Origin of the sequence: Pseudomonas nitroreducens (assembly GCF_010994165.1) — a bacterium.
GTDB lineage: Bacteria > Pseudomonadota > Gammaproteobacteria > Pseudomonadales > Pseudomonadaceae > Pseudomonas > Pseudomonas nitroreducens.
The window spans coordinates 51391-74314 of the sequence record NZ_WMBX01000005.1 but is presented as its reverse complement, the minus strand read 5'-3'; the positions used below and the strand labels follow the sequence as shown (position 1 = coordinate 74314).

Genomic DNA, 22924 nt, shown 5'->3' with positions numbered 1-22924 from the left:
GCGGACCATTGGGTTCGCCTTGTTTTCAAAGGCTTATTTTCTTTTTAGGAGAGTGGCATGTCTGACGAACAACAGACTCAGGATTCCCAGTTCAACGAGCAGCCCGAAGCCGGCGCTACCGGGGATCTGAACGCCCGCGTGCTGGAGCTGGAAGAACAGGTGGCGGCGGCGAAGGACCAGAGCCTGCGCGCTGTTGCCGAGTTGCAGAACGTCCGCCGCCGTGCCGAGCAGGACGTGGAGAAGGCGCACAAGTTCGCGTTGGAGAAATTCGCCGGCGACTTGCTGCCGATCGTCGATACCCTCGAGCGGGCGCTGGAGATGTCGAACCCGGAAGACGAAGCGATCAAGCCGATGCGCGAAGGCATCGAGCTGACGCTGAAGATGTTCCACGACACGCTGGTGCGCTACAACCTTGAGCCGGTCGACCCGCACGGCGAGCCGTTCAACCCCGAGCACCACCAGGCAATGGCCATGGAAGAGAGCATCCGCCTCGAGCCGGGCAGTGTGGTCAAGGTGTTCCAGAAGGGCTACCTGCTCAACGGTCGCCTGCTGCGCCCGGCCATGGTCGTGGTCAGCAAGGCGCCGGAACAAACTCCGCCTTCGATCGACGAGAAGGCTTGAAATCCATCACCCGGTCCCCATCTGGGTAATCAACCGAGCCAAAGACCCGCAACAGGGTCAGCGCGGAATCTAATTTCTGGAGAGTGAATTATGGGCAAAATCATTGGTATCGACCTGGGGACCACCAACTCCTGTGTGTCCATCCTGGAGAACGGTAACGTCAAGGTCATCGAGAACGCCGAAGGCGCTCGTACCACCCCGTCGATCATTGGCTACGCCAACGATGGCGAAATCCTGGTGGGTCAGCCGGCGAAGCGCCAGGCTGTGACCAACCCGAAGAACACTTTGTATGCGGTCAAGCGTCTGATCGGCCGTCGCTTCGAAGAAGATGTCGTACAGAAAGACATCAAGATGGTGCCTTACAACATCGTCAAGGCTGACAACGGCGATGCGTGGGTCGAGGCCAAGGGCCAGAAGATGGCTCCGCCGCAGGTCTCCGCCGAAGTCCTGAAGAAGATGAAGAAGACTGCCGAGGACTACCTGGGCGAGCCGGTTACCGAAGCGGTCATCACCGTCCCGGCCTACTTCAACGACAGCCAGCGTCAGGCCACCAAGGATGCCGGCCGCATTGCCGGTCTGGACGTCAAGCGCATCATCAACGAGCCGACCGCGGCTGCGCTGGCCTATGGCCTGGACAAGGCCAAGGGCGACCACACCATCATTGTCTATGACCTGGGTGGCGGTACCTTCGACGTTTCCGTGATCGAAATTGCCGAAGTAGACGGCGAGCACCAGTTCGAAGTGCTGGCCACCAACGGCGACACCTTCCTGGGGGGTGAAGACTTCGACCTGCGCCTGATCGACTACCTCGTCGAGGAGTTCAAGAAAGAATCCGGCATGGACCTCAAGGGCGACCCGTTGGCCATGCAGCGCCTGAAGGAAGCTGCCGAGAAGGCCAAGATCGAGCTGTCCTCGACCCAGCAGACCGACGTCAACCTGCCGTACGTCACCGCTGACGCTTCCGGCCCGAAACACCTGAACGTCAAGGTGTCCCGCGCCAAGCTGGAATCCCTGGTGGAAGATCTGGTTGCTCGCACCATCGAGCCGTGCCGCGTTGCGCTGAAAGATGCGGGCCTCGATGTCTCGAAGATCGACGAAGTGATCCTGGTCGGCGGTCAGACCCGCATGCCGCTGGTGCAGAAGACCGTTGCCGAGTTCTTCGGCAAGGAAGCGCGCAAGGACGTCAACCCGGACGAAGCCGTTGCCATGGGTGCTGCCATCCAGGGCGCCGTGCTGGCCGGCGACGTGAAGGACGTGCTGCTGCTCGACGTCACCCCGCTCACCCTGGGTATCGAAACCCTCGGTGGCGTGATGACCGCGCTGATCGACAAGAACACCACCATCCCGACCAAGAAGTCGCAGGTGTTCTCCACTGCCGATGACAACCAGGGCGCCGTGACCATCCACGTGCTGCAGGGCGAGCGCAAGCAAGCCGCGCAGAACAAGTCGCTGGGCAAGTTCGACCTGGCCGACATCCCGCCGGCTCCGCGCGGCGTGCCGCAGATCGAAGTGACCTTCGACATCGACGCCAACGGCATCCTGCACGTCGGCGCCAAGGACAAGGCTACCGGCAAGCAGCAGTCCATTGTGATCAAGGCTTCCTCCGGTCTGTCCGAGGATGAGATCCAGCAGATGGTCCGCGACGCCGAGGCGAATGCCGAGGAAGACCGCAAGTTCGAGGAGCTGGCCGCTGCCCGCAACCAGGGCGATGCACTGGTCCATGCGACTCGCAAGATGGTCACCGAGGCTGGCGACAAGGCCACTGCCGAGGAGAAGGCTGCCATCGAGAAGGCTCTCGGCGAGCTGGAAGTGGCCGTGAAAGGCGACGACAAGGCCGAGATCGAAGCGAAGATGAACGCGCTGTCCCAGGCGTCCACTCCGCTGGCGCAGAAGATGTACGCCGAACAGCCGCAGCCGGGTGCTGCCGCTCAGGGCGAGACCGCTGACGACAAGGCTGGCGACGACGTCGTCGACGCCGAGTTCGAAGAGGTCAAGGAGAACAAGTAAGCCGCGTGCTTGCTTCCGCTCCGGCGCACCGACCAGCGTGTCGGTGCGCATGAAACGTCACGCGGGGGCTTGCTCCCGCGTTGGCGTGTCTGGGGGAACGGTTTTTAGAGTGCAGGAAAGTTATGGCCAAACGTGATTTTTACGAGGTACTGGGTGTCGAGCGCGGCGCCAGCGAAGCGGACCTGAAGAAGGCCTATCGCCGGCTCGCCATGAAGTTCCACCCGGACCGCAATCCCGGCGACAAGGAGGCCGAGGATAAATTCAAGGAGGCCAACGAGGCGTACGAGGTCCTGTCCGACGCCAGCAAACGTGCGGCCTACGATCAGTACGGCCATGCCGGTGTCGATCCGCAGATGGGTGGCGGCGGTGCAGGCTTTGGTGGCGCAAGCTTCTCGGACATCTTCGGTGATGTCTTCAGTGACTTCTTCGGTGGTGGTGGCGGACGCGGCGGCTCTCGCGGCGGCCCGGCCCGTGGCGCGGACCTGCGCTACACCCTCGACCTGGACCTGGAAGACGCGGTGCGCGGCACTACCGTGACCATCCGCGTTCCGACCCTGGTCGGCTGCAAGACCTGCAGCGGCAGTGGCGCCAAGCCCGGCACTACGCCGGTCACCTGTACCACCTGCGGTGGTATCGGCCAGGTGCGCATGCAGCAGGGCTTCTTCTCGGTGCAGCAGACCTGCCCGCGCTGCCATGGCAGCGGCAAGATGATCACCGACCCTTGTGGCTCCTGCCACGGCCAGGGTCGTGTGGAAGAGCACAAGACCCTGTCGGTGAAAGTGCCGGCCGGCGTCGATACCGGTGACCGCATCCGCCTGACCGGCGAAGGCGAGGCCGGCGCCCACGGTGGCCCGGCGGGCGATCTGTATGTGGTGGTGAACGTGCGTGAGCACGACATCTTCCAGCGTGACGGCAAGCACCTGTACTGCGAAGTGCCGATCAGCTTCGCCGATGCTGCCCTGGGGGGCGAGCTGGAAGTGCCGACCCTGGATGGACGCGTGAAGCTGAAGATCCCCGAAGGCACCCAGACCGGCAAGCTGTTCCGTCTGCGCGGTAAGGGCGTTGCCCCGGTGCGCGGCGGCGGTGCCGGCGACCTGATGTGTCGCGTGGTGGTGGAGACGCCAGTGCAGCTGGACAAGCGTCAGCGCGAGCTGCTCGAAGAGTTCCGTGGCACCCTGCAGGGCAACTCCTCCAATTCGCCCAAGGCCAGTGGCTGGTTCGAGGGCATGAAGCGCTTCTTCGACGATCTGTGATACAGGGCCCCGGCGGTGCGAATCGCCCGGGGCCTTTTTAGCTTGGAGCTGTTTTATATGCGACGTATAGCCGTAATGGGCGCCGCCGGGCGCATGGGCAAGACCCTGATCGAGGCCGTGCAGCAGACTGGCGGCAGCGCTGGCCTGACTGCTGCGGTAGACCGCCCGGACAGCACCCTGGTGGGCGCCGACGCGGGCGAGCTGGCCGGCCTGGGCCGTATTGGTGTGCCGCTGTCGGGCGACCTGGCCAAGGTGGTCGACGAGTTCGATGTGCTGATCGACTTCACTCATCCGACCGTGACCCTGAAGAACCTGGAAGTCTGCCGCAAGGCCGGCAAGGCCATGGTCATCGGCACCACGGGCTTTTCCGCGGCCGAGAAGGAGCTGCTGAACGAAGCGGCGAAGGACATCCCGATCGTCTTCGCAGCCAACTACAGCGTGGGCGTGAACCTCTGCCTGAAGCTACTCGATACCGCCGCCCGCGTGCTGGGTGACGATGTGGATATCGAGATCCTCGAGGCGCATCACCGTCACAAGGTCGACGCGCCCTCCGGCACCGCGCTGCGCATGGGTGAAGTGGTCGCCAGCGCCCTGGGTCGTGATCTCGAGAAGGTGGCTGTCTACGGTCGTGAAGGTCAGACCGGCGCTCGTTCGCGCGAGACCATCGGTTTTGCCACCGTACGTGCTGGCGACGTGGTGGGCGACCACACCGTGCTGTTCGCCGCGGATGGCGAGCGCGTGGAAATCACCCACAAGGCCTCGAGCCGCATGACCTTTGCTCGTGGCGCCGTGCGTGCCGCGCAATGGCTGGAAGGGCAGGCCAGCGGCCTGTACGACATGCAGGACGTACTTGGCCTTCGCTGAGTGGCATGGCCGTACGTCGTGCAAAAGGTGGACCATGATGTCGCATTTCTGTAAACTACAGCTTTAGTGTGTCCACTAAAAGCAGCGCAGCATGAATCACATAAAAAGCGGGATGACTTCTTCTGATGTCATCCCGCTTTTTTACAATCTGCGCACGCCCAGCCAGGCTTGAACTACGGGAGGTCTTCTTGACTAAGCCAGCCATACTTGCACTTGCCGACGGCAGCGTTTTTCGCGGTGAAGCCATCGGCGCCGACGGCCAGACCGTCGGAGAGGTGGTGTTCAACACCGCCATGACCGGCTACCAGGAAATCCTTACCGATCCTTCCTACGCCCAACAGATCGTCACCCTGACCTACCCGCACATCGGTAACACCGGCACCACGCCCGAAGACGCCGAGTCGAACAAGGTCTGGGCCGCCGGCCTGATCATTCGTGACCTGCCGCTGCTGTCCAGCAGCTGGCGCGACAAGCAGTCCCTGCCGGACTACCTGAAAGAGAACGGCACCGTTGCCATCGCTGGCATCGACACCCGCCGCCTGACCCGCATCCTGCGCGAAAAGGGTTCGCAGAACGGCTGCATCCTGGCTGGCGACGACGCCACCGAGGAAAAAGCCCTCGAACTGGCGCGCGGCTTCCCGGGCCTGAAGGGCATGGACCTGGCGAAAGTCGTGTCCTCCACCGAGAAGTACGAGTGGCGTTCCAGCGTCTGGAACCTGGAAACCGACAGTCATCCGGAAATCGCCGCCGCCGACCTGCCGTACCACGTAGTCGCCTACGACTTCGGCGTGAAGCTGAACATCCTGCGCATGCTGGTCGCCCGCGGCTGCCGCCTGACCGTGGTGCCGGCGCAGACCCCGGCGAGCGAAGTGCTGGCCCTGAACCCGGACGGCATCTTCCTTTCCAACGGACCTGGCGACCCCGAGCCGTGCGACTACGCCATCCAGGCCATCCGCGAGTTCCTCGACACCGAGACGCCGATCTTCGGCATCTGTCTGGGTCACCAACTGCTGGCCCTGGCTTCCGGCGCGAAAACCGTGAAGATGGGCCACGGCCACCATGGCGCCAACCACCCGGTGCAGGATCTGGATTCGGGTGTGGTGATGATCACCAGCCAGAACCACGGTTTTGCCGTGGACGAGGCAAGCATGCCGGCCAACCTGCGCGCCACCCACAAGTCGCTGTTCGACGGCACCCTGCAGGGCGTCGAGCGTACCGATAGAGTGGCCTTCAGCTTCCAGGGCCACCCGGAAGCCAGCCCCGGCCCGCACGACGTTGCCCCGCTGTTCGACCGCTTCATCGCGGCGATGGCCGAGCGCCGCTGAGTCCGAGCTCGAAGAGGGAAAGAAGATGATGCCGACCCTGGGAATCACCGACCTCTGGACCTATGTCCTGGGTACGTTGTTCATCGTCCTGTTGCCGGGGCCGAACTCGCTGTTCGTCCTCGCCACTGCCGCCCAGCGCGGCGTGGCCTCGGGCTACCGGGCGGCGAGCGCGGTGTTCCTGGGCGATGCGATCCTGATGTTCCTGTCGGCGCTGGGTATCGCCTCGGTCCTCAAGGCCGAGCCGATGCTGTTCCTGGGCCTGAAGTACGTCGGCGCCGCCTACCTGTTCTACTTAGGGGTAGGCATGCTCCGTGGAGGCTGGCAGAAGCTGCGCCAACCACTGGATGCGGCCGCCGCGCCGGCCAAGGAAGTGGACGTCAACCAGCCGTTCCGCAAGGCGCTGCTGCTGAGCCTGTCCAACCCCAAGGCGATCCTCTTCTTCATCTCCTTCTTCATCCAGTTCGTCGACCCGGGTTACGCCTATCCCGGCCTGTCGTTCCTGGTACTGGGCACGATCCTCGAGATCATCAGCGCCTTGTACCTGAGTTTCCTGATTTTCTCCGGTGTGCGTCTGGCGGCCTGGTTCCGTCGGCGGCAACGGCTGGCTGCCGGCGCTTCGAGCGGCGTCGGCGCCCTGTTCGTCGGCTTTGGCGTGAAGCTGGCCAGCGCAACCCTTTCCTGAATATTGCAACGAGAGTCCCATGCCCAAGCGTACAGACATCAAGAGCATCCTGATCCTCGGCGCCGGCCCGATCGTCATCGGCCAGGCCTGCGAGTTCGACTACTCCGGCGCACAGGCCTGCAAGGCCCTGAAGGAAGAAGGCTTCCGTGTCATCCTGGTGAACTCCAACCCGGCCACCATCATGACCGACCCGGCCATGGCCGACGCCACCTACATCGAACCGATCAAGTGGCAGACCGTCGCCAAGATCATCGAGAAGGAACGCCCCGACGCGCTGCTGCCGACCATGGGCGGCCAGACCGCGCTGAACTGCGCCCTGGACCTGGAGCGTCACGGCGTTCTGGAGCAGTTCGGCGTGGAAATGATCGGCGCCAACGCCGACACCATCGACAAGGCCGAAGACCGTTCGCGCTTCGACAAGGCCATGCGTGATATCGGCCTGGCCTGCCCGCGCTCGGGTATCGCCCACAGCATGGAAGAAGCCTACGGCGTGCTGGAGAAGGTCAACTTCCCGTGCATCATCCGCCCGTCCTTCACCATGGGCGGCACCGGCGGCGGCATTGCCTACAACCGGGAGGAATTCGAAGAAATCTGCACCCGCGGTCTGGATCTGTCGCCGACCAACGAACTGCTGATCGACGAATCGCTGATCGGCTGGAAGGAATACGAGATGGAAGTTGTCCGCGACAAGAAGGACAACTGCATCATCGTCTGCGCCATCGAGAACTTCGACCCGATGGGCGTGCACACCGGTGACTCGATCACCGTCGCGCCGGCGCAGACCCTGACCGACAAGGAATACCAGATCATGCGCAACGCCTCGCTGGCGGTGCTGCGTGAGATCGGGGTGGAAACCGGCGGTTCCAACGTGCAGTTCGGCATCTGCCCGAACACCGGCCGCATGGTGGTGATCGAGATGAACCCGCGCGTATCGCGTTCCTCGGCGCTGGCGTCCAAGGCCACCGGCTTCCCGATCGCCAAGATCGCCGCCAAGCTGGCTGTCGGCTACACCCTCGACGAACTGCAGAACGACATCACTGGCGGCCGCACCCCGGCGTCCTTCGAGCCGGCGATCGACTACGTCGTCACCAAGATCCCGCGTTTCGCCTTCGAGAAATTCCCCAAAGCCGACGCCCGCCTGACCACCCAGATGAAATCCGTGGGTGAAGTCATGGCCATCGGCCGTACCTTCCAGGAGTCCGTGCAGAAAGCCCTGCGCGGCCTGGAAGTCGGCGCCACCGGTTTCGATCCGAAGCTCGACCTGAGCAACCCGGAAGCCGAGAGCATCCTCAAGCGCGAGCTGACCGTGCCCAATGCCGACCGCATCTGGTACGTCGCCGACGCCTTCCGCGCCGGCAAGAGCATTGCCGAAGTCTTCGACCTGACCCGCATCGACGAGTGGTTCCTGGTGCAGATCGAAGACCTGATCAAGGACGAGGAGCGTGTAAAGACCCTGGGTCTGTCCGCCATCGATCGCGACCTGATGCTCAAGCTCAAGCGCAAGGGCTTCTCCGATGCGCGCCTGGCCACCCTGCTGGGTGTGACCGAGAAGAACCTGCGCAACCATCGCCACAAGCTCAAGGTGCTGCCGGTGTACAAGCGCGTGGACACCTGCGCCGCCGAGTTCGCCACCGACACCGCCTACATGTACTCGACCTACGAGGAAGAGTGCGAAGCCAATCCGTCGACTCGCGACAAGATCATGATCCTGGGCGGCGGTCCGAACCGCATCGGCCAGGGTATCGAGTTCGACTACTGCTGCGTACACGCCGCGCTGGCCATGCGTGAAGACGGTTACGAGACCATCATGGTCAACTGCAACCCGGAAACCGTTTCCACCGACTACGACACCTCCGATCGCCTGTACTTCGAGCCGGTGACCCTGGAAGACGTGCTGGAAATCGTCCGCGTCGAGCAGCCCAAGGGCGTCATCGTGCAGTACGGCGGCCAGACCCCGCTGAAACTCTGCCGCGCCCTGGAAGAAGCCGGCGTACCGATCATCGGTACCAGCCCGGACGCCATCGACCGCGCCGAAGACCGCGAGCGCTTCCAGCAGATGGTCCAGCGTCTGAACCTGCGCCAGCCGGCCAACGCCACCGCGCGCAGCGAAGACCAGGCCCTGGAGCTGTCGAAGAACATCGGCTACCCGATGGTGGTGCGCCCGTCGTACGTACTGGGCGGCCGCGCCATGGAAATCGTCTACCAGGAAGAAGAGCTCAAGCGCTACATGCGCGAGGCCGTGAAGGTTTCCAACGACAGCCCGGTGCTGCTGGACCGCTTCCTGAACTGCGCCATCGAAGTCGACATCGATGCGGTGTGCGACGGCGAGACCGTGGTGATCGGCGCCATCATGCAGCACATCGAGCAGGCTGGCGTGCACTCCGGTGACTCCGCCTGCTCGCTGCCGCCGTACTCGCTGCCGCAGCACATCCAGGATGAGATTCGCGAACAGGTCAAGAAGATGGCCCTGGAGCTCGGCGTGGTCGGCCTGATGAACGTGCAGATGGCCGTTCAGGGCGAGGACATCTATGTGATCGAGGTGAACCCGCGTGCGTCCCGTACCGTGCCGTTCGTCTCCAAGTGCATCGGCGAGTCGCTGGCGAAAGTGGCGGCCCGCGTCATGGCTGGCAAGTCCCTGGCCGAAGTCGGCTTCACCGAAGAGGTGATCCCGCCTTACTATAGCGTCAAGGAAGCGGTGTTCCCGTTCGCCAAGTTCCCCGGCGTCGACCCGATCCTCGGCCCAGAGATGAAGTCCACTGGCGAGGTGATGGGTGTCGGCGACAGCTTCGGTGAGGCCTTCGCGAAAGCCCAGCTGGGCGCCAGTGAAATCCTGCCGAACGCCGGTTGCGCCTTCATCAGCGTCCGCGAGGACGACAAGCCGCAAGCCGTTCAGGTCGCCCGCGATCTGGTCGCGCTGGGCTTCGAGGTAGTCGCCACCGCCGGCACCGCCAAGGTGATCGAGGCTGCCGGCCTGCCGGTGCGTCGCGTGAACAAGGTGACTGAGGGCCGTCCTCACGTGGTCGACATGATCAAGAACGACGAAGTCACTCTGATCATCAACACCACCGAAGGCCGCCAGTCCATCGCTGACTCGTATTCCATCCGTCGTAACGCCCTGCAGCACAAGATCTACTGCACCACCACCATCGCGGCGGGGCAGGCGATCTGTGAGGCGCTCAAGTTCGGTCCCGAGAAGACCGTTCGCCGTCTGCAGGATCTCCATGCAGGAATCAACGCATGAGCAAATTTCCAATGACCGTCCAGGGCGCTCGCGCCCTGGAAGAAGAACTGAAATACCTGAAGACCGTTCTGCGTCCGCAGATCACCCAGGCCATCGCCGAAGCGCGTGAACTGGGCGACCTCAAGGAAAACGCCGAGTACCACGCCGCCCGTGAGCAGCAGGGCATGTCCGAGGCTCGCATCCGCGACATCGAGGCCAAGCTGTCCAACGCGCAGATCATCGACGTGACCACCATTCCGCACAGTGGCAAGGTGATCTTCGGTACTACCGTGGACATCGCCAACGTCGAGACCGACGAGACGGTGACCTACCAGATCGTCGGTGACGACGAGGCGGACATCAAGAACAGCAAGATCTCCGTCAACTCGCCGATCGCCCGTGCGCTGATCGGCAAGACCGAAGGCGATGCCGTTCTGGTGAAGACTCCGGGTGGCGATGTCGAGTACGAGATCGTTGAAGTCCGCCACGCCTGATCGGCAACCACTGAACGCAGGCGCCATCAGTTGGCTGCTGGCCCAGACATTCTGGGTCGGCGGCCTTTGGCTGCTTCAGTTCGTGGTGCTGCCGGCGCTGGACAAGATCGGCCTGGCGCCGCTGCTGGTGGAGTCCGTCGCTGACGCGCTGAAGCCGCTGCTGCTGGGTTTTGCCGGTTTCTGTGCAGTGCTGCAGGGGCTGGTGCTCTGGCAGGCCCGTGGCGCCGTCGCCTTCCTGCGGGAAGTGCGCGGACAACTGCTGCTGGCGGTGCTGGGGATGACCCTGACTTTCTTCGTCGTGCGCCAATTCGTGCCGGATGCCCAGCGCTGGTTCTGGTTCAACTATCTGGTGGTGGCGCTGTTCGGTCTGCTGCTGGTGCTGCAGCCGGTACCGGGGCGGGACGAGCGGGCCTGACGCGGCGGAGCCTTGCCGGCTCCGCGTTGCCGGTCTTGACTGTCAGAGCCCGCTGAAACGGCTGATGTTCGACAGGTTCTTGTTCGGCTTCGGATTGCGACGGTAGATCAGTGCCATCTTGCCGATGGTCTGAACCAGTTCGCAACTGCCGTTCTGGCAAAGTTCGTCGATCAGTGCGCGACGGTCGTCGCGTTCAGTGATGCGGAACTGCACCTTGATCAGTTCATGATCGTTGAGCGCGCGCTCAAGCTCGGCCATCACACCTTCCGAAAGACCGTTTTCAGCAACGGTCAATACCGGTTTCAGGTGATGCCCGATAGATTTGAACTGCTTTTTCTGCTCCTGAGAGAGCGCCATAATCTGACCCCTGGTAAAAAAGGCGGATATTCTACCCGAGTTTCGGTACTACCGGGATGCCGCTCAGACGAGGTAATACGTGGCCCGTTCCAAGACTAGCCATCGCTGGCTGAAAGAACATTTCGACGATCCGTACGTGAAGATGGCACAGCGCGACGGCTATCGCTCGCGTGCCAGCTACAAGCTGTTGGAAATCCAGGAGAAGGATCGCATCCTGCGTCCCGGCATGACCGTGGTCGACCTCGGCGCGGCGCCGGGCGGCTGGTCGCAGGTCACCAGCCGGGTGATCGGCGATAAGGGCACCCTGATCGCCTCGGACATCCTGCCGATGGACAGCATCCCGGATGTGACCTTCATCCAGGGGGACTTCACCGAGGACGAAGTCTTCGCCCAGTTGCTCGAGGCCATCGGAGAAAATCCGGTAGACCTTGTGATTTCCGATATGGCCCCCAATATGAGTGGATTGCCCGCCGTGGACATGCCTCGTGCCATGTTCCTCTGCGAGCTGGCCCTGGACCTGTGCACCCGTGTGCTGCGTCCGGGGGGCGATTTCCTGATCAAGATTTTCCAGGGTGAGGGTTTCGACGCTTACCACAAGCAGGTTCGCGAGAACTTCGAGAAGGTGCAGATGCGCAAGCCGCTGTCGTCACGCGACCGTTCACGGGAGCAGTATCTGCTCGCACGAGGCTTTCGCGGCGCCTAGACTGGAATGATTGGGCAGGCTTCTGGTCTATGCCTTGCAGGTTTTGCTTGTACCGGTGAAAGCCGGGGTTCATAAAGGGTTACAGACGGCGCCTGCCTGGCGGCGGGCGTTGTGTAGTAATTTTGGCCGGAAGGAGTCTGGCCGTCGTGAGAAGCGGTTTCCAGGGCGGAGCCGGCTTCAGAGGGTAGTCAATTGAACGACATGGCAAAGAACCTGATTCTGTGGCTGATCATCGCGGCGGTACTCGTCACTGTGATGAACAACTTCTCCAGCCCGAGCGAGCCGCAGACGCTCAACTATTCGGACTTCATCCAGCAGGTGAAGGACGGTAAGGTCGAGCGCGTGACCGTGGACGGCGCGGTCATCACTGGCAAGCGCCAGGACGGTGACACCTTCAAGACCATCCGCCCGGCCATCGCCGACAACGGCCTGATCGGCGACCTGGTCAACAACAACGTCGTTGTCGAAGGCAAGCAGCCCGAGCAGCAGAGCATCTGGACTCAGCTCCTGGTGGCCAGTTTCCCTATCCTGGTGATCATCGCCGTCTTCATGTTCTTCATGCGCCAGATGCAGGGCGGCGGCGGTGGCCGCGGCGGCCCGATGAGCTTCGGCAAGAGCAAGGCGCGCCTGCTGTCGGAAGACCAGGTGAAGACCACCTTCGCCGACGTCGCCGGTTGCGACGAGGCCAAGGAAGAGGTCAGCGAACTGGTGGAATTCCTCCGCGATCCGGGCAAGTTCCAGCGCCTGGGCGGTCGTATCCCGCGCGGCGTGCTGATGGTCGGCCCGCCCGGTACCGGTAAGACTCTGCTCGCCAAGGCGATCGCCGGCGAAGCCAAGGTGCCGTTCTTCACCATTTCCGGTTCGGACTTCGTGGAAATGTTCGTCGGCGTGGGCGCCTCGCGCGTTCGCGACATGTTCGACCAGGCCAAGAAGCACGCTCCCTGCATCATCTTCATCGACGAAATCGACGCCGTCGGTCGCCATCGTGGCGCCGGCCTGGGTGGCGGTCACGATGAGCGCGAGCAGACCCTCAACCAGTTGCTGGTGGAGATGGACGGCTTCGAGATGAATGACGGCATCATCGTCATCGCCGCGACCAACCGTCCGGACGTGCTCGACCCCGCGCTGCTGCGTCCGGGCCGCTTCGACCGCCAGGTGGTGGTTGGCCTGCCGGACATCCGCGGTCGTGAGCAGATTCTCAAAGTACACATGCGCAAGGTTCCGCTGGGCGACAACGTCGATCCGGCCGTGATCGCGCGCGGTACACCGGGCTTCTCCGGTGCCGACCTGGCCAATCTGGTCAACGAGGCCTCTCTGTTCGCTGCCCGTTCCAACAAGCGTATCGTCGACATGCGCGAATTCGAACTGGCCAAGGACAAGATCATGATGGGCGCCGAGCGCAAGACCATGGTCATGTCCGAGAAAGAGAAGAAGAACACCGCGTTCCACGAGGCCGGCCACGCTATCGTTGGCCGCCTGGTTCCGGAGCACGATCCGGTCTACAAGGTTTCCATCATTCCGCGCGGCCGCGCCCTGGGCGTGACCATGTTCCTGCCGGAAGAGGATCGTTACAGCCTGTCCAAGCGCGCTCTGGAAAGCCAGATCTGCTCGCTGTTCGGTGGCCGTATCGCCGAAGAGATGACCCTGGGCTTCGAAGGTGTAACCACCGGTGCCTCCAACGACATCATGCGGGCCACCCAGCTGGCGCGGAACATGGTGACCAAGTGGGGCCTGTCGGAAAAGCTCGGTCCGCTGATGTACGCGGAAGAAGAGGGCGAGGTGTTCTTGGGTCGTAGTGCCGGTAGCCAGCACGCTAACGTGTCCGGCGAAACCGCCAAGCTGATCGACCAGGAAGTGCGCCGCATCATCGACGACTGCTACGGCACCGCCAAGCGTCTGCTGGAAGAGAATCGCGACAAGCTCGACATGATGGCCGACGCGCTGATGAAGTACGAAACCATCGACGCCGATCAGATCGACGACATCATGGCCGGTCGTACCCCGCGCGAGCCGCGTGACTGGCAGGGGGGCAACTCCGGCTCTTCCGGCAACGCAGCCGCGCCCCGTGATGAAGGTCGCCAGGAAAACCCCATTGGCGGGCCTGCCGGCGAACACTGAGAGCACTGAATGAGTTCGTTGTACCACCCGACCCGGTTGCCTTGCGGCAACCGGGTTCTTGATTTAAGCCGCCCGCACGTCATGGGCATCCTCAATGTCACTCCCGACTCCTTCTCCGACGGCGGGCGCTTCAATCGGCATGATGCTGCATTGCGCCATGCGGCGGAGATGGTCGCGGCCGGCGCCACACTGATCGATATCGGCGGCGAGTCGACCCGTCCCGGCGCTCGCGTGGTTTCGCCCACCGAGGAGTTGGAGCGCGTCGCGCCGGTGGTCGAGGCGATTGCCCGCGAGCTGGATGTAGTGATCTCGGTGGATACCTCCACCCCGGCGGTGATGCGTGAAACCGCTCGTCTCGGGGCAGGCTTGATCAACGATGTGCGCTCACTGCAGCGTGATGGAGCCCTGGATGCCGCTGTGGACACGGGGCTTCCGGTTTGCCTGATGCATATGCGCGGCGAGCCGGGAAACATGCAGGACGATCCGCGTTATCCGAATATCCTCGAGGAAGTCCGCGACTTCCTCGAGGAGCGCATCGCCGTCTGCGAAGCCGTGGGCATTGCCCGGGAACGGATCGTCATCGATCCTGGCTTCGGTTTTGCCAAGACGCAGAGTCATAACCTGAATCTGTTCCGGCAGATGGAATGCCTGATGTCGTTGGGCTGTCCATTGCTGGTCGGTGTCTCGCGCAAGAGCATGGTCGGGCGCGCGCTTGGTCGTGAGGTGGGCGAGCGCCTGTACGGCAGCCTGGCCCTTGCGGCTCTGGCGGTCGCCAAGGGAGCCAGCATCATCCGCGTCCATGATGTCGCCGAGACGGTGGATGTGGTTCGAATGATTCACGCAGTGGAAAGTGCAACAGAAGAGGGGATGTCCGCATGAGCAGGAAGTATTTTGGTACCGATGGAATTCGCGGACGCGTAGGCACCCCGCCGATCACCCCAGACTTCGTGCTCAAGCTGGGCTGGGCCGTGGGCATGGCTTTCCGTCAGCAAGGCAAGTGTCGCGTGCTGGTGGGCAAGGACACGCGGATTTCCGGCTACATGTTCGAGTCCGCGCTGGAGGCTGGCTTGTCCGCCGCCGGTGCCGACGTGATGCTGCTCGGCCCCATGCCGACCCCGGGTATCGCCTATCTGACCCGTACCTTCCACGCCGAGGCGGGTATCGTCATCAGTGCCTCGCACAATCCGCACGACGACAACGGCATCAAATTCTTCTCCGGCCAGGGCACTAAGCTACCGGACGAGGTGGAGCTGATCATCGAGGAGCTTCTCGATGCGCCGATGACTGTCGTCGAGTCCGCCCGCCTGGGCAAGGTCTCGCGGATCAACGATGCCGCCGGCCGCTACATCGAGTTCTGCAAGAGCAGCGTGCCATCGAACACCAGTTTCGCTGGTCTGCGTATCGCGCTCGATTGCGCCCATGGTGCGACCTACAAGATCGCTCCCAATGTATTCCGGGAGCTGGGTGCCGAAGTGTTCGTCATCGGTGCGGAGCCCAACGGCCTGAACATCAATGACAAGTGCGGCTCCACCCATATGGGGGCGTTGCAGGAGGCCGTGCTGGCCCATCATGCGGATATCGGCATCGCCTTCGATGGCGACGGCGACCGGGTGATGTTGGTCGATCACACCGGCACCATCGTCGATGGTGACGAGATCCTCTACCTCATTGCGCGTGACATGCTTGATCGTGGCAAGCTGCACGGTGGCGTGGTAGGGACACTGATGAGCAACCTCGGGCTGGAGCTCGCTCTGCAGGAACTGCACATTCCCTTCGCCCGCGCCAAGGTAGGGGATCGCTACGTGATGTCCGAGCTGCAGTCGCGCAACTGGCAGTTGGGTGGAGAGAATTCCGGCCATGTTGTCTGTTGCCAGCACACCACGACCGGCGATGCGATCATCGCCGCGCTGCAGGTGCTGATGGCGCTGAAAACCCGAGGTCAGAACCTGGCTGAGGCGCGCATGGGCATTCGCAAGTGTCCGCAAGTGCTGATCAACGTGCGCTTTGCTGGTGGCGGGGTGGACCCGTTGGAGCATCCGGCGGTGAAGGAAGCCTGCGCCAAGGTGACCGAAGAGATGGCCGGTCGTGGTCGGGTGCTGCTGCGTAAATCTGGCACCGAGCCACTGGTACGGGTGATGGTCGAAGGCGACGAGGAAGCACGCGTGCGCGCCTATGCCGAGCAGCTGGCGAAAGTGGTTACAGAGGTATGTGCTTGATTTCTCTTGTCAGTTCCAAAAGCGTCGAGTAATATCTGCGCCCACTTTGCTCAGCGAGGTACAGCATGCGTCGACCCTTGGTGGCCGGTAATTGGAAAATGCACGGTACCCGCTCCAGCGTAACGGAGCTGATCAAAGGCCTGCGTCAACTGGCTCTTCCCACGGGTGTCGATGTGGCGGTGTTTCCGCCTTGTCTGTACATCAATCAGGCTGTTCAAGGTCTGAATGGAAAGGCGGTTGCCGTCGGTGCGCAGAATTGCGCGGTTGAGCCGATGCAGGGCGCCCTGACAGGCGAAGTTGCAGCCAGCCAGTTGGCGGATGCGAGCTGTTCCCTGGTGCTGGTCGGTCATTCCGAGCGTCGCCTGATTCTGGGTGAGAGCGATGGTGTGGTCAGTCGCAAGTTTGCGGCGGCTCAATCGTGTGGCCTGATTCCGATCCTGTGCGTGGGGGAAACCCGTGAGCAGCGTGAGGCGGGCAAGACTCTTGAGGTTGTCGGGCGCCAGTTGGGCTCGGTAATCGAAGATCTCGGTGTCGGGGCTTTTTCCCGCGCCGTTGTGGCTTACGAGCCGGTGTGGGCGATTGGGACGGGGCTGACCGCTTCTCCCGAGCAGGCCCAGGAAGTACATGCGGCGATTCGCTCGCAGATCTCGGCGGAAAACGCAGAGGTGGCAAGCGGCCTTCGTCTCCTGTACGGCGGCAGCGTCAAGGCAGCCAGTGCTGCCCAGCTGTTCGCGATGCCGGATATCGATGGGGGGCTCATTGGTGGGGCTTCCCTGAATGCGGATGAGTTCGGTGCGATCTGTCGCGCCGCAGGAAACTGAAGATGTTGGAAACAGTTGTAATCGTGATTCACCTGCTGATGGCGCTGGGTCTGGTTGTGCTGGTCCTGCTTCAGCAAGGCAAGGGTGCCGACGCCGGTGCGTCGTTCGGTGCAGGTGCTTCGGCCACCGTTTTCGGTAGCCAAGGTTCTGCTACCTTCCTGAGCCGCTTTACTGCTATACTCGCTGCGGTTTTTTTCATTACCAGCTTGGGTTTAGCGTATTTTGCTAAAGAAAAAGCTGATATGATTCGTCACGCTGGGCTTCCTGATCCGGCAGTGATGGAGCAGAAGCAGGAACAAGCTCCGGCAGCTAGCGATGTGCCGGGCGCGCAAGGGCAACCTCAAGCCCCTGCAGGCGGTAACGGCGACGTTCCGGCGGCTCCTGAGCAGAAGTAAGCAGGCAAGAGTTTTTGCCGAGGTGGTGGAATTGGTAGACACGCTACCTTGAGGTGGTAGTGGCCATAGGCTGTAGGGGTTCGAGTCCCCTCCTCGGTACCATATACGAAAGGGCCCGCAGTGCGGGCCTTGTCGTTTCGGAGTTTCGGTTGACCTTCAAGGGGCTCAACCGTATAATTTCGCACCAGCTTTGACGCGGGATGGAGCAGTCTGGTAGCTCGTCGGGCTCATAACCCGAAGGTCGTTGGTTCAAATCCAGCTCCCGCAACCAGTTTGGCAGAGCCCCTTTTCAGGGGCTTTTTGCTAGCTGGACAGTCCGCGCCGCCGGTTCAGGGCGGTCCTTAAGGGATGGGCGTTTCGCCCATTTTTTGTTTCTACAGCATACGCGAGGCGATCAGGTGTCGAGCAAGCTAGAACAGTTGCAGGCCTTGTTGGCCCCTGTAGTAGAAGCGCTCGGCTATGAGTGCTGGGGCCTGGAGTTCATTTCCCAAGGTCGCCATTCCCTGCTCCGGGTTTATATCGACCGTGCGGAAGGCATCCTGATCGACGACTGCGAGATCGTCAGTCGTCAGGTCAGTGGCATCCTCGACGTGGAAGACCCGATCAGTGGCGAATACACCCTGGAGGTGTCGTCGCCCGGTATGGATCGGCCGCTCTTCACGCTCGAACAGTTCGCCCGCTATGTCGGCGAGCAGGTGAAGATCAAGCTGCGCACGCCCTTCGAACGGCGGCGCAATTTCCAGGGCATTCTCCGTGGTGTGGAGGAGCAGGATGTGGTGGTCCTGGTGGACGACCATGAATACCTGCTGCCGGTCGACTCGATCGACAAGGCCAACATCATTCCCCGATTTGAGTGAGCCGCCAGAGCGCGGATTCCAATGGATTGAAAGGCGAGGCGTACGATGAGCAAAGAAGTACTGCTGGTTGTTGAGTCGGTATCCAACGAGAAGGGTGTTCCGCCTGGCGTGATTTTCGAAGCGCTGGAGCTGGCCCTGGCAACCGCGACCAAAAAACGTTTCGAGGACGACGTTGACCTGCGCGTGGAAATCAACCGCGCCAACGGCAACTACGAAACCTTCCGTCGCTGGACCATCGTCGAAGACGAGGATTACTCCAATCCGGCGTCTGAACTGACCGTCGAAGACGTGCAGGAAGAGCACCCCGGCATGAAGGCCGGTGAAGTCATCGAAGAGAAGATCGAGTCCATCGAGTTCGGCCGCATCGCCGCACAGACCGCCAAGCAGGTCATCGTGCAGAAGGTTCGCGAAGCCGAGCGCGCTCAGGTGGTCGACGCCTACCGCGAGAAGGTCAACGAGATCATCTCCGGCACCGTCAAGAAGGTCACCCGCGACAATGTGATCGTCGACCTGGGCAACAACGCCGAAGCGCTGCTGGCCCGCGACCAGATCATCCCGCGTGAAACCTTCCGCGTCGGCACCCGCGTGCGTGCCCTGCTGAAGGAAATCCGCAGCGAGAACCGCGGCCCTCAGCTGATCCTGTCGCGTACCGCGCCGGAAATGCTGATCGAGCTGTTCCGCATCGAAGTACCGGAAATCGCCGAGCAGCTGATCGACGTGATGGCCGCCGCCCGTGACCCGGGTTCGCGCGCCAAGATCGCCGTTCGCTCCAAGGACAAGCGTATCGACCCGCAGGGCGCCTGCATCGGTATGCGTGGTTCCCGCGTCCAGGCCGTCTCCGGCGAACTGGGTGGCGAGCGTGTGGACATCGTCCTTTGGGATGACAACCCCGCGCAGTTCGTGATCAATGCCATGGCTCCGGCCGAAGTGGCGGCGATCATCGTCGACGAAGATACCCACACCATGGATATCGCCGTTGCCGAAGACAACCTGGCCCAGGCCATTGGCCGTAGTGGCCAGAACGTACGTCTGGCCAGCCAGCTCACCGGCTGGACCCTGAACGTGATGACCGAGGCCGATATCCAGGCCAAACAGCAGGCTGAAACTGGCGACATCCTGCAGCGTTTCGTCGACGAGCTGGATGTCGACGAAGAGCTCGCCCAGGTACTGGTGGAGGAAGGCTTCACCACCCTGGAAGAAATCGCCTACGTACCGATGGAAGAGATGCTCAGCATCGACGGCTTCGACGAAGACATCGTCAACGAGCTGCGCTCGCGCGCCAAGGATCGCCTGCTGACCAAAGCCATCGCCACTGAAGAAAAACTTGCCGACGCCCAACCTGCCGAAGACCTGCTCAGCCTCGATGGTATGACCAAAGAGCTGGCCGTGGACCTGGCGCTGCGCGGTGTAACCACCCGTGAAGATCTGGCCGAGCAATCGATTGACGATCTGCTCGACATCGACGGCATGGATGAAGAGCGTGCTGGCAAGTTGATCATGGCCGCCCGGGCCCATTGGTTCGAGTAAGCATTCGCGGCCTGAGGAGAGAAGTGCATGACGCAAGTCACGGTGAAAGAACTGGCCAAGACGGTCGATACGCCGGTGGAGCGCCTGCTGCAGCAGATGCGCGAAGCGGGCCTACCCCATAACAATGCCGAGCAGGTAGTGACCGACAGCGAGAAGCAAGCGCTGCTGGCCCACCTGAAGGGCAGCCACGGTGATCGCGCGGATGAGCCGCGCAAGATCACCCTGCAACGCAAGACCACTTCGACCTTGAAAGTCGCTGGCAGCAAGACCGTCAGCGTCGAGGTTCGCAAGAAGAAAACCTACGTCAAGCGCGATCCTGAAGAGCTCGAGGCCGAGCGCCAGCGTGAGCTGGAAGAGCAGCGTGCCGCTGAAGAAGCTGTGCGTCTGAAGGCTGAGGAAGAGGCCCGTCAGCGTGCCGCTGAGGAAGAGGCCCGCCGCCAGGCGGATGCCGCTCGCCAGGCTGCCAGCTCTGCGCCTGCCGCTGCTGCGGTTGCTGCCGACGCCCCGCGCGCCGCGGCTCCTGCTCCGGCGGCGCCGGTCGCTGCTGCTCCTGCTGCGGACGACCGCAAGAAGGAAGAGCCCCGCCGTGCGCCCAAGCGCGACGAGGAAGACGAGCGCCGCGATCGCAAACATGCCCAGCATCGCCCGTCGATCAAGGAAAAGGAAAAGACCACCGCGCCGCGCGTCGTGCGCAGTGGTGGTGACGACGACGACAGCTTTGGCCGTCGCGGCGGTGGCCGTGGCAAGGGCAAGCTGAAGAAGCGTAACCAGCACGGGTTCCAGAGCCCGACAGGACCGATTGTGCGTGAAGTAAATATCGGTGAGACCATCACCGTGGCCGAACTGGCTGCGCAGATGTCGGTGAAGGGCGCTGAAGTCGTCAAGTTCATGTTCAAGATGGGCACCCCGGTGACCATCAACCAGGTACTCGACCAGGAGACCGCCCAGTTGATCGCCGAAGAGCTCGGCCACAAGGTCAAGCTGGTCAGCGAGAACGCCCTGGAAGAGCAACTGGCCGAGTCGTTGAAGTTCGAAGGTGAAGCCGTTTCCCGTGCGCCGGTCGTGACCGTGATGGGCCACGTCGACCACGGCAAGACCTCGCTGCTCGACTACATCCGTCGCGCCAAGGTGGCAGCTGGCGAAGCCGGTGGCATCACCCAGCACATCGGTGCCTACCACGTGGAAACCGACCGCGGCATGGTCACCTTCCTCGACACCCCTGGCCACGCTGCGTTCACCGCGATGCGTGCCCGTGGTGCCCAGGCGACCGACATCGTCATTCTCGTGGTGGCCGCGGACGACGGCGTGATGCCGCAGACCCAGGAGGCCGTGCAGCACGCGAAAGCCGCTGGCGTGCCGATCGTGGTCGCGGTGAACAAGATCGACAAGCCGGACGCCAACCCGGACAACATCAAGAATGGCCTGGCCGCTCTGGATGTGATCCCGGAAGAGTGGGGTGGCGATGCTCCCTTCGTCCATGTATCCGCCAAGGTGGGTACCGGCGTCGACGAGTTGCTCGAAGCCGTGCTGCTGCAGGCTGAAGTACTCGAACTCAAAGCCACTCCGTCGGCTCCGGGCCGTGGCGTGGTGGTCGAGTCCCGTCTGGACAAGGGCCGTGGCCCTGTAGCCACTGTACTGGTTCAGGATGGCACCCTGCGTCAGGGCGACATGGTGCTGGTCGGCGTCAACTACGGGCGCGTCCGTGCGATGCTCGACGAGAACGGCAAGCCGATCAAGGAAGCCGGTCCGTCGATTCCGGTCGAGATCCTCGGTCTGGACGGCACCCCGGATGCCGGTGACGAGATGACCGTGGTCGCCGACGAGAAGAAGGCCCGCGAAGTCGCTCTGTTCCGCCAGGGCAAGTTCCGCGAAGTGAAACTGGCTCGTGCCCACGCCGGCAAGCTGGAAAACATCTTCGAGAACATGGGCCAGGAAGAGAAGAAGACCCTCAACATCGTCCTCAAGTCCGATGTCCGTGGTTCGCTGGAAGCCCTGCAGGGCTCGCTCAGTGGCTTGGGCAACGACGAGGTGCAGGTTCGCGTGGTCGGCGGCGGCGTCGGTGGTATCACCGAATCCGATGCCAACCTGGCGCTGGCCTCCAACGCGGTGCTGTTCGGCTTCAATGTTCGTGCTGATGCGGGTGCGCGCAAGATCGTCGAGACCGAAGGCCTCGACATGCGTTACTACAACGTGATCTACGACATCATCGAAGACGTCAAGAAAGCCCTGACCGGCATGCTCGGCAGCGATGTTCGCGAGAACATCCTGGGTATCGCCGAAGTGCGTGACGTGTTCCGTTCGCCGAAGTTCGGCGCGGTCGCCGGCTGCATGGTCACCGAGGGTCTGGTGCACCGCAACCGTCCGATCCGCGTGCTTCGCGACGACGTGGTGATCTTCGAAGGCGAGCTGGAATCCCTGCGTCGCTTCAAGGATGACGTCGCCGAAGTGCGTGCCGGCATGGAATGCGGTATCGGCGTGAAGAGCTACAACGACGTTCGCGTCGGCGACAAGATCGAAGTGTTCGAGAAGGTCGAAGTCGCTCGTACTCTGTAAGGGTATTCGAGCGTGAACGCAGCGCCCGGGCCAGCTTGAAAGCTGCCCCGGGCGTTTGCCGCTTTCAGGCCCGGAGCCTTCTGGCTCGGGTAAGCAGGTTAGGAAAATGGCCAAAGAGTACAGCCGTACCCAGCGTATCGGCGACCAGATGCAGCGCGAACTGGCGCTGCTGATCCAGCGTGAAATCAAGGACCCCCGTCTGGGCCTGGTGACTATCACCGGCGTCGACGTGGCCCGTGACCTGTCCCATGCCAAGGTGTACGTCACCGTGATGGGCCAGGACGACAACGCCGAAGTGGTGAAGCAGAACACCAGCATTCTCAACGATGCCGCGGGCTTCCTGCGCATGCAGTTGGGCAAGGCGATGAAGCTGCGCACCGTGCCGCAACTGCACTTCAGCTATGACGCCAGTATCCGCCGTGGTGCCGAGCTGTCGGCGCTGATCGAGCGCGCAGTGGCAGCCGATCGCCGTCATGGCGGCGATGCCGAGGAGTAA

Annotated in this window: 20 protein-coding genes and 2 tRNA genes; 21 read left to right on the top strand and 1 reads right to left on the bottom strand. The window is 62.5% G+C overall.

Annotated features, from left to right (window positions below; genetic code table 11):
* The first annotated feature begins 57 nt into the window (after positions 1–57).
* From grpE to GJV37_RS21905, 9 genes are all read left to right on the top strand, one after another.
* Positions 58–621, top strand: a complete 564-nt coding sequence (grpE, locus tag GJV37_RS21945; protein ID WP_024765309.1) for a nucleotide exchange factor GrpE — start codon at positions 58–60, stop codon at positions 619–621.
* A gap of 90 nt (positions 622–711) precedes the next feature.
* Entirely contained in the window at positions 712–2628 is a 1917-nt protein-coding gene (gene dnaK / locus GJV37_RS21940; RefSeq protein ID WP_065085396.1) for a molecular chaperone DnaK, read from the top strand.
* Positions 2629–2750: 122 nt separating this feature from the next.
* A complete protein-coding gene (gene dnaJ / locus GJV37_RS21935) occupies positions 2751–3881 on the top strand; it encodes a molecular chaperone DnaJ (RefSeq protein WP_038803372.1) in 1131 nt (376 codons plus the stop codon).
* Positions 3882–3938: 57 nt separating this feature from the next.
* Entirely contained in the window at positions 3939–4745 is an 807-nt protein-coding gene (dapB, locus tag GJV37_RS21930; protein ID WP_170859947.1) for a 4-hydroxy-tetrahydrodipicolinate reductase, read from the top strand.
* Between the two features lie 188 nt (positions 4746–4933).
* Positions 4934–6070 (top strand): glutamine-hydrolyzing carbamoyl-phosphate synthase small subunit, encoded by a 1137-nt coding sequence (carA, locus tag GJV37_RS21925; protein WP_170859948.1) that lies wholly within the window; start codon positions 4934–4936, stop codon positions 6068–6070.
* 28 nt (positions 6071–6098) lie between these two features.
* Positions 6099–6752 (top strand): leucine efflux protein LeuE, encoded by a 654-nt coding sequence (gene leuE, locus GJV37_RS21920; protein ID WP_024765313.1) that lies wholly within the window; start codon positions 6099–6101, stop codon positions 6750–6752.
* A gap of 19 nt (positions 6753–6771) precedes the next feature.
* Complete coding sequence (carB, locus tag GJV37_RS21915; RefSeq protein WP_038803373.1) at positions 6772–9993, top strand: carbamoyl-phosphate synthase large subunit; 3222 nt, start codon at positions 6772–6774, stop codon at positions 9991–9993.
* Entirely contained in the window at positions 9990–10466 is a 477-nt protein-coding gene (greA, locus tag GJV37_RS21910) for a transcription elongation factor GreA (protein WP_017518953.1), read from the top strand. Before carB ends, greA begins: the two co-directional genes overlap by 4 nt.
* A 10-nt stretch (positions 10467–10476) precedes the next feature.
* The gene (locus GJV37_RS21905) at positions 10477–10881 is read left to right on the top strand and encodes a hypothetical protein (RefSeq protein ID WP_024765314.1); all 405 of its coding nucleotides are present in this window, start codon (positions 10477–10479) and stop codon (positions 10879–10881) included.
* Between the two features lie 42 nt (positions 10882–10923).
* On the opposite strand, the gene GJV37_RS21900 is transcribed toward GJV37_RS21905, so the two are convergent.
* Complete coding sequence (locus tag GJV37_RS21900; RefSeq protein ID WP_024765315.1) at positions 10924–11238, bottom strand: YhbY family RNA-binding protein; 315 nt, start codon at positions 11236–11238, stop codon at positions 10924–10926.
* 79 nt (positions 11239–11317) lie between these two features.
* Here GJV37_RS21900 and rlmE point away from each other — a divergent pair, with 79 nt between their 5' ends.
* From rlmE to rbfA, 12 genes are all read left to right on the top strand, one after another.
* Positions 11318–11941: a 23S rRNA (uridine(2552)-2'-O)-methyltransferase RlmE gene (gene rlmE / locus GJV37_RS21895; RefSeq protein ID WP_065085392.1), complete on the top strand. Its 624-nt coding sequence runs from the start codon at positions 11318–11320 to the stop codon at positions 11939–11941.
* A gap of 201 nt (positions 11942–12142) precedes the next feature.
* Positions 12143–14059 carry an ATP-dependent zinc metalloprotease FtsH gene (gene ftsH, locus GJV37_RS21890; RefSeq protein ID WP_065085391.1) on the top strand — a complete coding sequence of 639 codons (1917 nt, stop codon included), beginning with the start codon at positions 12143–12145 and terminating at the stop codon, positions 14057–14059.
* A 9-nt stretch (positions 14060–14068) separates the two neighbouring features.
* Positions 14069–14938: a dihydropteroate synthase gene (gene folP / locus GJV37_RS21885; RefSeq protein ID WP_170859949.1), complete on the top strand. Its 870-nt coding sequence runs from the start codon at positions 14069–14071 to the stop codon at positions 14936–14938.
* Entirely contained in the window at positions 14935–16275 is a 1341-nt protein-coding gene (glmM, locus tag GJV37_RS21880) for a phosphoglucosamine mutase (RefSeq protein WP_024765318.1), read from the top strand. The genes folP and glmM overlap by 4 nt, the downstream gene beginning before the upstream one ends.
* A gap of 65 nt (positions 16276–16340) precedes the next feature.
* The gene (gene tpiA, locus GJV37_RS21875; protein ID WP_024765319.1) at positions 16341–17096 is read left to right on the top strand and encodes a triose-phosphate isomerase; all 756 of its coding nucleotides are present in this window, start codon (positions 16341–16343) and stop codon (positions 17094–17096) included.
* A gap of 2 nt (positions 17097–17098) precedes the next feature.
* Positions 17099–17491 (top strand): preprotein translocase subunit SecG, encoded by a 393-nt coding sequence (secG, locus tag GJV37_RS21870; protein WP_024765320.1) that lies wholly within the window; start codon positions 17099–17101, stop codon positions 17489–17491.
* Between the two features lie 16 nt (positions 17492–17507).
* A tRNA-Leu gene (locus GJV37_RS21865) sits at positions 17508–17593 on the top strand.
* Between the two features lie 92 nt (positions 17594–17685).
* Positions 17686–17762 (top strand) — tRNA-Met (locus GJV37_RS21860).
* A 127-nt stretch (positions 17763–17889) separates the two neighbouring features.
* Complete coding sequence (rimP, locus tag GJV37_RS21855) at positions 17890–18348, top strand: ribosome maturation factor RimP (RefSeq protein WP_024765321.1); 459 nt, start codon at positions 17890–17892, stop codon at positions 18346–18348.
* Between the two features lie 45 nt (positions 18349–18393).
* Complete coding sequence (gene nusA, locus GJV37_RS21850) at positions 18394–19875, top strand: transcription termination factor NusA (protein WP_038803375.1); 1482 nt, start codon at positions 18394–18396, stop codon at positions 19873–19875.
* A gap of 27 nt (positions 19876–19902) precedes the next feature.
* On the top strand, positions 19903–22428 hold the full coding sequence (gene infB, locus GJV37_RS21845; protein WP_084358520.1) for a translation initiation factor IF-2: 2526 nt from the start codon (positions 19903–19905) through the stop codon (positions 22426–22428).
* A gap of 106 nt (positions 22429–22534) precedes the next feature.
* Positions 22535–22924 carry a 30S ribosome-binding factor RbfA gene (gene rbfA, locus GJV37_RS21840; RefSeq protein ID WP_024765327.1) on the top strand — a complete coding sequence of 130 codons (390 nt, stop codon included), beginning with the start codon at positions 22535–22537 and terminating at the stop codon, positions 22922–22924.